At 38.3% G+C, this 10926-nt stretch carries 12 protein-coding genes and 1 other RNA gene; 3 read left to right on the top strand and 10 right to left on the bottom strand.

Annotated features, from left to right (window positions below; genetic code table 11):
* Window positions 1-19: 19 nt before the first annotated feature.
* On the bottom strand, window positions 20-460 hold the full coding sequence (locus FJR05_RS09715) for a succinylglutamate desuccinylase/aspartoacylase family protein (protein WP_371416867.1): 441 nt from the start codon (window positions 458-460) through the stop codon (window positions 20-22).
* 21 nt (window positions 461-481) lie between these two features.
* Window positions 482-2131 carry a DUF655 domain-containing protein gene (locus FJR05_RS09710; protein WP_168643910.1) on the bottom strand — a complete coding sequence of 550 codons (1650 nt, stop codon included), beginning with the start codon at window positions 2129-2131 and terminating at the stop codon, window positions 482-484.
* A 110-nt stretch (window positions 2132-2241) separates the two neighbouring features.
* Here FJR05_RS09710 and FJR05_RS09705 point away from each other — a divergent pair, with 110 nt between their 5' ends.
* Entirely contained in the window at window positions 2242-3390 is a 1149-nt protein-coding gene (locus FJR05_RS09705) for a cysteine desulfurase family protein (RefSeq protein WP_168643909.1), read from the top strand.
* 93 nt (window positions 3391-3483) lie between these two features.
* Here FJR05_RS09705 and FJR05_RS09700 read toward each other — a convergent pair whose 3' ends face one another.
* Window positions 3484-3846 (bottom strand): phage holin family protein, encoded by a 363-nt coding sequence (locus FJR05_RS09700; protein WP_168643908.1) that lies wholly within the window; start codon window positions 3844-3846, stop codon window positions 3484-3486.
* A 227-nt stretch (window positions 3847-4073) separates the two neighbouring features.
* Entirely contained in the window at window positions 4074-4361 is a 288-nt protein-coding gene (locus FJR05_RS09695) for a DUF4090 family protein (protein ID WP_168643907.1), read from the bottom strand.
* Between the two features lie 233 nt (window positions 4362-4594).
* Here FJR05_RS09695 and ssrA point away from each other — a divergent pair.
* Window positions 4595-4986: a transfer-messenger RNA gene (gene ssrA, locus FJR05_RS09690) on the top strand.
* A 271-nt stretch (window positions 4987-5257) separates the two neighbouring features.
* On the opposite strand, the gene psb29 is transcribed toward ssrA, so the two are convergent.
* The 6 genes from psb29 to FJR05_RS09660 all read right to left on the bottom strand — a co-directional run bounded on the left by psb29 (window position 5258) and on the right by FJR05_RS09660 (window position 9583).
* Complete coding sequence (gene psb29 / locus FJR05_RS09685; protein WP_168643906.1) at window positions 5258-5929, bottom strand: photosystem II biogenesis protein Psp29; 672 nt, start codon at window positions 5927-5929, stop codon at window positions 5258-5260.
* 118 nt (window positions 5930-6047) lie between these two features.
* On the bottom strand, window positions 6048-6419 hold the full coding sequence (locus tag FJR05_RS09680; protein WP_168643905.1) for an STAS domain-containing protein: 372 nt from the start codon (window positions 6417-6419) through the stop codon (window positions 6048-6050).
* Window positions 6420-6786: 367 nt separating this feature from the next.
* Window positions 6787-7830, bottom strand: coding sequence for an oxygen-dependent coproporphyrinogen oxidase (gene hemF, locus FJR05_RS09675; protein ID WP_168643904.1), 1044 nt, complete (start codon window positions 7828-7830; stop codon window positions 6787-6789).
* 662 nt (window positions 7831-8492) lie between these two features.
* Window positions 8493-8948, bottom strand: coding sequence for a ferredoxin (locus FJR05_RS09670; protein ID WP_168643903.1), 456 nt, complete (start codon window positions 8946-8948; stop codon window positions 8493-8495).
* Window positions 8948-9334: a DUF1257 domain-containing protein gene (locus FJR05_RS09665; protein WP_168643902.1), complete on the bottom strand. Its 387-nt coding sequence runs from the start codon at window positions 9332-9334 to the stop codon at window positions 8948-8950. Before FJR05_RS09665 ends, FJR05_RS09670 begins: the two co-directional genes overlap by 1 nt.
* Before the next feature lie 39 nt (window positions 9335-9373).
* Window positions 9374-9583: a DUF2997 domain-containing protein gene (locus FJR05_RS09660; RefSeq protein ID WP_168643901.1), complete on the bottom strand. Its 210-nt coding sequence runs from the start codon at window positions 9581-9583 to the stop codon at window positions 9374-9376.
* Between the two features lie 457 nt (window positions 9584-10040).
* Between FJR05_RS09660 and FJR05_RS09655 the strand changes: the two genes are divergently transcribed.
* The gene (locus tag FJR05_RS09655) at window positions 10041-10898 is read left to right on the top strand and encodes a peptidoglycan recognition family protein (protein ID WP_168643900.1); all 858 of its coding nucleotides are present in this window, start codon (window positions 10041-10043) and stop codon (window positions 10896-10898) included.
* Window positions 10899-10926 lie beyond the last annotated feature (28 nt).

Here is a 10926-nt window from a genome sequence, read left to right as displayed (position 1 = left end):
CTCCTATCCCTGTTACTTCCTAATTCCTTTTTAGTGGGGGAGTGTGAACAGTTACAAAATTATATTTGATAGTATCTATGTCTAAACCAATTTGAGAACGGGCAAATTCTTCTATATCATCATGTTGTTTCTCATAATCCCAAAAAATTCTATTCCAATTTTGACTATCATAAATATTGAATCTACCCGTAGAAAAATTATGAGTTCGCTGGTTAACAGCTAAGGGATTACAAACAGGTACAAGCCAAATTTCTCCTATTAACTGAGTATTATTTAATGTCATGAAAAAATCAATGATTTGGTAAATCACAGCATTACCAACAATTTCCGCACCGTGTAAGTTAGATTGGATATATACTTTTTTACCCGATTTAGCACCAACAAATTTATATACCTGGAGAGATAGAAACTCACCAGAAGCAAGTTGAAAAAGGGGAATAGTGGAAATAATGGGAATCATAAAAATTCAGGAGTTAAATTATCATCTGTGTTCATCTGCGGTTAATGTGATCATTCCTTCCCATTTTACCAACATTTTTTCACTAATTCCTGGTACTTTATCAACATCTTGTAAAGAAGTAAATTTTTGCTGTTGACGAGCGATAATGATCTTTTGTGCTAACTTTTTACCCACACCGGGAAGAGTTTCTAGTTCTGCTTGAGTTGCGGTATTGAGATTAATTTTATTAGTAATTGGATTTACGAAAGATGATTGTTGCTTAATTTGAGGACATTTTTTAACTTCTGCATCAATTTTAGATTTAATATTGGCTGGTAAACCTGGTTTGATTTTACTATAAAGTCGGTCAAATTCTCTTTGGAAATGGTTAGCAACTGTAGGGTTTTCGATAACTATTAATGTTTCATCATTACTATTATTTGCTGCTTTTGACCAATTATGTGAACCTGTAATTACAGTTTTGTTATCAATGACAGCAAATTTATCGTGTAATAAATCTCCTTTAGCTAAAATTGGGACTCCAACGGTAGAAATGGGATTTTTCCAAGGACGGTTATCAACTTCGTATTTACAGTTATCACTTAAAGCAAATCCCATCATATCTAAAGCTTCACTGTAAGGACGATAAGCAAATTGTGGTTCAATTAAAGCTCGAATTTGCACATTTTGATTATGTCGTTGTTCGAGAATATTGGCAAGTTGTTGATCTGAAAATACAAATAATGCTAAATCAACGGTTTTTGTACTTGCAGATAAGGTTTTGGCAATTAACCCATTACTGGAATTACTCCAAGGTTCAGTAGGAGATGTTGGCGAAAAATGAATTGTGATTTTGCTATTACCTAATATAATTTTTTGTGGGTTACGAACAGGTTTTTTGACTCCAAATTTACTATCTGGTTTTCCTTCTACTCCGTCACCCCACATAATATTAAATTCTTCTGTGAGTAGGGTTGCTAATTCAGAACTATCTATTTTTAATAAATTATTTGTATTCCCTAAACTGGTAGGATTTGTAAAATCTCCAGATGTATCACTTAAGGTGAAATTAGCAGAAGTAATAATTACAAAACGATGATCAACAACAACAAATTTATGGTGCATTAAACTACTACCTTTTGAACCATCAGCAGTATCATCAATCCAAGGAATTTGGGCATTTTGAATGATGGCTAAAGCATCCCGTTGACTAATTTCCTCTGATGTGATTTGATTATCTCGATTAATGTCAACAAATTTCCGAAATTCTTGATATCGTTGTTGTTCTCTTTTTCCTAACTTGGCTATTTCCGCAGCATTAAAACTACTCCAAGGACGAGAATAATTATTTTCTAAAATTAACCTGACCTTGATTCCAGATTTTTGTTTTGCTGCTAATATTTGAGCAACTTTTGGTAAACGCAATTCTTGGACAGCTATATCAACTGTAGATTTAGCTGAGGAAATAGTATCAACAATCTGTTTTTCTAAATTATCCCCTAACCGGGTTTGCTGACGATAGGTTTCTTTATATTCTGAAGATTGGGAATTATTGAAGTAAACTTGAATTAAAGGATCTTGGGGTAATGGTGCTAAACGCTGGTTTGATGATTGGACTTGTTCACAACCAGTCAAAGTGAATAGCAATAAAAAGATATAGGAAAAATGGCGGATTTGTGGGAAAATAGACACGGTAATCTGATTAAACTAAATTAAGGTTATACGTAAATTATTATTCCCAAAATCCGGTGTATTAAATTATGTAGAAAAGTAAATATTTGCCCACTCGATTATTAATTTTTATGCAAGTATATCTAGATTACAGTGCAACTACTCCCACTCGTCCAGAAGCGATCGCAATTATCCAAAAAATTTTAACACAACAGTGGGGTAATCCTTCCAGTTTACATGAATGGGGCAACCGTGCCGCTTTGGTTGTGGAAACAGCTAGAATGCAAGTAGCAGGTTTAATTAATGCTGTTCCTGAATCAATTATTTTCACTTCTGGGGGAACTGAAGCTGATAATTTAGCAATTATGGGGGTGGCGCGATGTTACACTATTCCCCAACATATTATCATTTCTAGTGTGGAACATTCCGCCATTTCTGAACCTGCGAAAATGTTAGAAAATTGGGGTTGGGAAGTTACCCATTTGGGTGTAAATCATCAAGGAAGAGTCAACCCCGAAGACCTAAAAGCAGCATTGCGAGATAACACAGTTTTGGTATCTGTGATTTATGGACAAAGCGAAATAGGAACAGTCCAACCAATAGTCGAATTAGGAAAAATCACGAAAACACACGGCGCTTTGTTCCATACGGATGCAGTGCAAGTTGCTGGACGTTTACCGCTAAACGTGCAGACTTTACCTGTAGATTTATTGAGTTTATCTAGTCATAAAATCTATGGTGGTTTGGGTGCAGGGGCGTTATATGTGCGTCCTGGAGTGGAATTAATACCGCTGCTGGGTGGGGGTGGACAGGAGAACGGAATGCGTTCAGGGACGCAAGCAACACCCGCTATTGCTGGGTTTGGGGTAGCTGCGGAGTTAGCAGCACAGGAATTAGAGACGGAAAGAGAGAGATTGATCTTATTGCGCGATCGCCTCTTCACCATTCTAGCAGATGTTCCCGGTTTAATCCCTACAGGTGACAGAATTAATCGTTTACCCCATCATCTCAGCTTTTATTTAGAAGCAGCCAACGGAGAAAAAATCACCGGTAAAACTTTGGTACGACAGTTAAACTTAGCAGGTATTGGTATTAGTGCAGGTGCAGCTTGCAATAGTGGAAAATTAAGCCCTAGTCCCATTTTATTAGCAATGGGATATTCTCAAAAAGCGGCTTTAGGAGGAATTAGACTAACTTTAGGAAAACAAACAACAGCAGCCGATATTGATTGGACAGGAATAGTTTTGAAACAGATTTTGCAGAGATTAATCCCAGATTAATTTATTGGAAATTAGATGTCTTAATTACTTGTATTGATAATATAACAAATAGGTGATACAAGCAATCACCAATCACCAATTACCAATTACCAATTAAATACCTAACAATTTGTAGATAATATTATTGACAAGAGTAAGGGCAAAAGCACCTAAGATTGCACTCCAAATGCCATAACGTAACCGGAAACCATCTACTAACCAAGCAGCAATACTAAAACAAGCAACAGCAATCATGAAAGTGAAGATACCAGATAATAAGTCAAAGGTGGCTAAATTTGGTATCACAAACAAAACCTTGAGAACTGGCTTAACTAGCGCTGTAATAATACCTAAAATTGCGGCGGAAAAAATTGCCTTTTCGGGAGTATCAATTTCCACTCCTAAAGGTAATTTACTAATAATCCATAAACTAACAGCCGTAACTAACCAAACAATTAGCAGCGTCGTAATATCCATTACCAGAACCCCTGAAACGTGAATGTTGATATGACGATAAATTACCTGGTTGACTTGGTTTCTTGATCTAAAAATCTTTGGAGCTTAACCAATTATTTATAAATTAGCAGAATTTCTGACTAGAACTAAAATTTATTCTAGATATCTTTAGGTTTACTATAAACAACAAGATCCCCGACTTTTTAGAGCAGTCGGGGATCTGACTTTTGCACGGAATTATTTGTCTTTTATTTACCACCGTAAAAAAAAGCAACTTCCTTTTCTTTTAAAGGAGCAAAACCAGCTTCAACCAGCTTTTGATCAAGTTCAGCTTGGGGAATGTGTTTAGCTCCAATCCGCACAATTCGAGAACGCATAGTATTAGATACACCACTGCGCTGTCTGCCTGATTCTAAACCCATAACTTGTTCATACAGGTCTAATTTAACTGTGGGAATAGGAGAACCATCAAAATCAATTCCCCGCGATATCGCTCTATCAATAGCATCTGCACCGGTGGTAGTTTCAGTAGACATGACAATGTATTTTCAAAGATGTTGAAATATTTTACCAGGGAATAGGCAAGAAGAGGGCAAAGGACTAGGAGAGAATATTTTTTAGGACTTACGTCAGTGTCACCCCAAAAATCTGTTCTAAGACACAAAGCTATCACTTAAAAATCAAGACAGTCACTACAAAAAATAAGTAACTATAACTTTTGTTTGTCAAATTGCAAAATTTCGTACTATAATAATGGTGTGAAGTACATGGGGCTTTAACGGTTTCGACAGGTTGGCGAAAGCTACTCTGTGATTCAGGTCGAGAGCGAGTTATCTCTCGGAAATCAATGACTCGAAAAAAAAGTAAATGCGAACAATATCGTAAAATTTGCTCGTCGGGAAGCTCTAGTAGCTGCCTAAGAAACCTCTTTTAGGTTCGAGCGTCTTTAATTTGACTCCGTTAAGGATTAAAGACCTAACCCCCAACGGATGCTCCAACAAGCGTTCTCTGGTTGGCTTGAAGGCTAAGATTAAATCAGAGCATCCTACGTTCGGGATAATGAACGATTCCCGCCTTGAGGGTCAGAAAGGCTAAACCTGTGAACGAGTGGAGGGTTAATACCCAATTTGGACATGGGTTCGACTCCCATAAGCTCCATTTTCAATTTTCAATAATTATTTAGCCCGCTCAACACTTTGATGTGTAGGCGGGCTTTTTGCTATTTGGGGGATTTCTTGACATATCCCGTTCCCAATTTATTTATGGGTACGGGATCAATACTGTTCGGTTAAGAGTTTTTGTAGGTTGGGTTAAGCGATAGCGCAACCCAACAAATGCTTATAAATGTTGGGTTTCGTTCCTCAACCCAACCTACATAATTCTATTTTTTGAGCTTAACCGACAAGTATTGGGTACGGGATGGTGTTGGTAGTTAGGCTGGCTTTAAAGCATCCCGTTTTTTGCGATCTGCTGTCAAGATATCTGCCATGACTATGAGTGCTTGCGCCATTTTTTCCAGGTTGGAACTGTATAGTTCTAAGTCTTTGATGAGTTTATCTTCAGAGATATTCAACCCGTTAGCGATCGCTTTGAGTGCTTCACTCTTTTGTTTATCATCTTTGACAAGTTCAGGATCTGACTGTACCAGTAATGCAAATAAACCAACGCCAAATAAGCGACTATATTTAAAGTTGGAATTGGTAGCAACTGCTTCTAGTTGCTGTTGCAAATCCCCATCTTGATCTAGGGAATGTTCCCGACTCAAACCAGAAATCAAATCCTTAACTGGTAAACTGGCAGCTAAAGCTTCCAATCTTGAAGCATCTTGTCGGTAGCGTTGGGGATCTTGTTCCACAGCTTGACAAATTGCTCGAAAAATTGATTCCTTATCCTGTTCTGGCTGGTAGCCGTCCATGAAGCGGTCAAAAGTCGTGACAACGCCCAAAGCATAAATGGCATTGTAGCTAAAATCAACATTGACTGATAGTAGGTGCATTTCTACCATCAACTCTTCCACTACCCGGCGGTAAATAGTGTTAATTGGCCTGGTATGAAAGGTGTAAAAGGTTCTTTTTGTATCAGATACTGTACGGACGTTATTCACAAAGAAAATTTTAGTAAAGACGTATTCCTCTTCTCTAGTATGAACTAATCAGACCTAATTCGTGACAGTCATTCAATTTTAGATTTTAGATTTTAGATTGGGGATTTTCTGATCAATCCTATTGATTAGCCAAAATCCGGGGTGGAGTCTTTAAAACCAGTTCTTCGGTATCAAAGATTTCAAACACGGTATCCATCATTGTAACTTCAAACACAAGTTTAGCTTCCGAATGAACATTACAAATCCGAAAACTGCCATTAATTTTATCAGCTTCGCGCATCCCGGCTAATAAGGAGGTCAACCCGGAACTATCAATAAAATTTACTTGTCCTAGATTGACAACAACATGAGGAGTGTGTTTAGAAATACATTCCTGTAGCTTAAGACGAAATTGCCAAGCAGTAGTAATATCTAAACGACCAGCAGGGGTCAATACCATGATGGTATGACCGTCTTCAGTTGTACAGGTTTTTTGATCTATATTAATCACTGAACCGATACTTTTTTACTAATATTTGCTAATCAAAACACGCACAATGTGCGGAAGTATCAACCTATGTCCAGAAGATGACATCTAGTTTTTAGTGTAACTTACTGTCATGGTATTTAACAAAAATAACTGGAGATTGAGGACTGGGGACTGGGTATTGGGGATTGGGGATTGGGGATTGGGGACTGGGTATTGGGGATTGGCAAACATATTCTGTTTTTTACAAGAATACCCGGTAAGAGTAAAGCTCAGTCACTTCAGGCTGAGATATAAGCGACACGGGCGGTTTTAACCGCATAGAGTCATGCACTATCAATATTTATTCCCCAGTCCCCAGTCCCCAGTCCCCAGTCCCCAATCCCATTACCTATTTACTTGGTTTCCAGTTTATCCAATCTTGAGGTTTTAGGAAAGTCTCGTACAACTCAGCTTCAGGAGTGTTAGGTTCTGGTTTGTAGCCATATTCCCAACGAACTAAAGGTGGTAGAGACATGAGAATTGATTCTGTGCGACCGTTGGTTTGGAGTCCGAATATTGTTCCCCGGTCATAAACCAAGTTAAATTCTACATATCTACCACGACGGTATAATTGAAAATTGCGTTGGCGATCGCCATATTCCATCCCATGCCGGCGTTCCGCAATTGGCGTGTATGCAGGTAAAAACGCCGCAGCACAATCTTGAACTAAAGCAAATATGTCTTCCCAACTCCGTGTCGGTAATTCACCTACCTGATTGCTATAAATCGCTGCTTCCCCATTGGGATCTGGACCGCGATAGATAGAACCTTGACCATCTTGGTAATCTAAAAATAATCCACCAACGCCCCGTGTTTCATCTCGATGTTTCAGATAAAAATATTCATCACACCAGCGCTTGAACACAGGATAATATTCGGGATGGTGTTGATCACAAGCTTTTTTAAAAGTGCTATGAAAATGTTGTGCATCTTCAGCAAAGGGGTAATAAGGTGTTAAGTCTGCACCACCACCAAACCACCAAACTGGGCCTGCTTCAAAATAGCGATAATTTAAGTGGACTGTAGGTACATAAGGATTGCGTGGGTGTAACACCAAAGAAGTCCCTGTTGCATAAAAGCCATGTCCTGTTGCTTCTGGACGTTGGGCTAAAATCGAAGGAGGTAAATGAGAACCCCAAACTTCAGAGAAATTCACACCGGCTTGTTCAAAAATTGCTCCCTCACGCAGTACACGCGATCGCCCACCACCCCCTTCTGGACGCTGCCAACTATCTTCTTGAAACTTCCCCAGACCATCTAATTTCTCTAAACCTTGGGTAATTTCATTCTGCAAATTCTGCATAAACTGACTGACTCTAGCCTGAGCATTAACTCCAGGCAGAACATCAGATGATTCTTTTGTGATAGTGGGGGTTTGCGAGTTGGTTAACATAGATTCCCGAACCTAAAATTACAATTTCCAAAACAATTACAAATTTTTGTTGTCAAAACTTGTCAGCAGCAAGAGTCACAAATCCGGCTTAATTTGCCAAAACAGTCTTTTATTATACGTCAAAACACAATCGTTCAAAACGCCTTCAAATCTCCATTGGCACGGAATTTACTCCAACTCAGACATATCATATCTGAAGACTCTTTTTCACAGTTATAGAAATAATCTTATTATTTCATTCTAGAACTTTTGGCATTAAAACAAGCTCCTGGAATAAAAACTTAATGGTCTTTACCTGCTCACGTTTCAATATCAAAGAACGTTTCTAAGTTGACTATGATATAATTAATTGGGATTTAATGTAGGGGTAGCGCCCCCGTGCCTACCCCGATATTTGGGGCAACCACAGGGGGTTTGCCCCTACAAAATTAATGGGTTTAGGAATTTTTAAATGTTCAATTAATTTTGCATAAGTAGGGGTAGCGCCCCCGTGCCTACCCCGATATTTGGGGCAAACATAGGGGGTTTGTCCCTACAAAATTAATGGGTTAACGGAGGGCGGGGAAACCCCGCCCCTACAGCTTATGCACAAATCATATAAAATAAAAAGCACTGGTAAAACCAATGCTTAATTACATAATTAGTACAAATTGTCAAGTTATTTAAGAATTGGATTTTTTTAACTTTTGTTTTTTCCGGCGTTTTTCTGTAGTGGCTACACCATGTTCTACTGGATAACCAGCTACGGGAATGACTTGATATTTTCTGTCTTCTTCTAAATTTTTAAGTTCTGTGTAATCAACCCAGTGGATACAATCAACAGGACAGGTATCTATGGCTTCTTGAACTACCTCTTCTATGTCTCCATCTTGACGGATGACGCGCGATCGCCCATAATCTTCTTCAATAAAAAAAGTATTCCGGGCAACATGAGCGCAATGCTTACAGCCGATACAGGTAATTTCATCCACATAAACGCCTTTTTGCCGCACCAGTCCACCCAATTCCGGTTCTAAACCAGAACGTTCGGGGACATCTCGGAAAAAGCTCCCTAATTCTGGTTCTAAACCGGAACGATTATATTCCTCTGCTTGTGGTGACGGCGGCAAATTAGACATTACGCACTCCAGCGTTGTACTACTAGGCGAATCGAACCATCTTGTTGTTGTTGTTGTTCTGCAACTTGGAAGCCCACTTTCGTGGTTTCTTTGACTACTGTTTGATAAGCATAACGTTGAGTTACTTGACGGACAAACCCATCCACAGATAGATTTTGTTGCCAATATTGTAAATCTGCAACTAATTCGTATTCTTGACCATTCCATCTAAAACCGATATCATAGCCGTTTTGCTGTTCAATAGTTACTTCGGCTGCATGAGTTTGACCACGATAACCACGCACCTCACAAGGGCCAGGTTTCCAGTCTATTCCCAAATCGGAAAGGGCATCTTTCAAGGATTCCAGATTACGGATTTGTGTTTTAATTTGGCTAAAGTGTGACATAGTGGTTTGTAATCAATGAACATTAACTAGTTGGAAAACTTACCATTCGCTGTGGGCGGTTTGTGGATTCGCCACACTGTTTTGTTGCGGGTTAGTGGCGAAAAATTCTGAGGTTGGTTCATTACTCAACACTCGTCCTAGCTGGGCTTCTATGGCTGCTGTTACCTCAGCACAAGATGCACCGATAATACCGGTAACTTTTTCTTGTACTCGACCATCTGGATAAATGATGAATTCTAATGTTTCCATGCTCAAAAAAGCCAACCTAGATAGTAGATTTGAACCTAGCTGCCTGATTTCAGACTAGCTCAAAATTTAGGGATAGGAATTTAGATACAAATTTGCCACTTGTCTCATAATTTCCCATACTTAAGGGCATATATTTCATAGTTTTTACAAAATTTATTATTTTGATTAGTCTTCACTTTCGTTAATTATAAGTTTCTCTTAACCTGATCAATTAGTCAAGATCAGGAATAGTGAAGATCAGAAATCATCAAGAACCTGATTAAATAAACCTTATGAACAACATCTCTGGTCAAAAATAGGCAAAGAAGAAATCTCAGCCCTATTGAAAAATCTTATCATTATCATTGATTAAACCAATTCAGAGGTTTTGTACTTGTCAGCAGGTATAATTGTTACCAGTTTGGCATCATGAATATTGACAACCATTACACTAGATTAGCAATTTCCAATAAAAACTATGAAATTTAGAGATTGGGCAACTAGAGTCATCCTGATTTTTTTGATGTTAGCTACCCTGATTCTGGCTGTATTTATTGGGAGTGCAAGACAAAAAAACAATCAAACAATTGCATCTACTTCAGATGTGACAAGCTGGAATCAGTATTCACCAGCGCAATTACAATCAGCAGTAACTAAACCAGAAAATAAGCAAGAATTAAGACCATCTCCGACAAAGATTAATAAAATTAATCCTCTATATATAACTACTAGCGATTTTGCTAATTATAGACCTACGTTGGCCCAGGTTAAGGTTGATCCTAGCAATTATGGCGATCGCTATACCACAGATGTTAATGGTGTCCCTTTTAATAATCAAGCCATTATAGTCCTTCATGAAACTACTAATTCTACTTCTAGTGCCATTAATTTTTTTCAAACACCCCATGACGATGAAAATGTGCAAGCCAGTTATCATGCCATAATTGCCTTAGATGGACAGGTAATTTATTTAGTACCCCCAGAAAAACGTGCTTTTGGTGCTGGTAATTCGGTATTTAAAGGAGATAATGGCGTAGAAACTGTAAAAACTAACCCTAATTTACCGCCATCTGTGAATAATTTTGCTTATCATGTATCTCTAGAAACTCCTCCTGATGCTTGGGGTAAAAGGAATATTCAAGGACATTCAGGATATACAGAAGCTCAATATAATTCTTTAGCTTGGTTAATTGCTCAAAGTCAAGTTTCTGATGAGAGAATTACCACTCATCGTGCGGTAGATGTGGGGAATGGGAAAGTTGATCCCTTAAGTTTTGATCGTGATAAATTTATCAACAAATTGCATTCTTTTCGACAGTTACAAAGTTTTAATTAGGGCTTGCTGATAGCGAAGCGTGGCGTAA

It is taken from the genome of Dolichospermum sp. UHCC 0259, from assembly GCF_009711935.1.
Classification (GTDB): Bacteria; Cyanobacteriota; Cyanobacteriia; order Cyanobacteriales; family Nostocaceae; genus Dolichospermum.
The sequence above is the reverse complement of the archived record's forward strand: the minus strand, read 5'-3'. Positions and strand labels throughout refer to the sequence as shown.

Excerpts from the sequence above, each read along its gene's own strand:
- FJR05_RS09695 (WP_168643907.1), bottom strand. The coding sequence starts at position 4,361 with ATGTCTACTGAAACTACCACCGGTGCAGATGCTATTGATAGAGCGATA.
- FJR05_RS09660 (WP_168643901.1), bottom strand. The coding sequence starts at position 9,583 with ATGGAAACATTAGAATTCATCATTTATCCAGATGGTCGAGTACAAGAA.
- FJR05_RS09715 (WP_371416867.1), bottom strand. The coding sequence starts at position 460 with ATGATTCCCATTATTTCCACTATTCCCCTTTTTCAACTTGCTTCTGGT.
- hemF (WP_168643904.1), bottom strand. The coding sequence starts at position 7,830 with ATGTTAACCAACTCGCAAACCCCCACTATCACAAAAGAATCATCTGAT.
- FJR05_RS09655 (WP_168643900.1), top strand. The coding sequence starts at position 10,041 with ATGAAATTTAGAGATTGGGCAACTAGAGTCATCCTGATTTTTTTGATG.
- FJR05_RS09665 (WP_168643902.1), bottom strand. The coding sequence starts at position 9,334 with ATGTCACACTTTAGCCAAATTAAAACACAAATCCGTAATCTGGAATCC.
- FJR05_RS09700 (WP_168643908.1), bottom strand. The coding sequence starts at position 3,846 with ATGGATATTACGACGCTGCTAATTGTTTGGTTAGTTACGGCTGTTAGT.
- FJR05_RS09670 (WP_168643903.1), bottom strand. The coding sequence starts at position 8,948 with ATGTCTAATTTGCCGCCGTCACCACAAGCAGAGGAATATAATCGTTCC.
- FJR05_RS09705 (WP_168643909.1), top strand. The coding sequence starts at position 2,242 with ATGCAAGTATATCTAGATTACAGTGCAACTACTCCCACTCGTCCAGAA.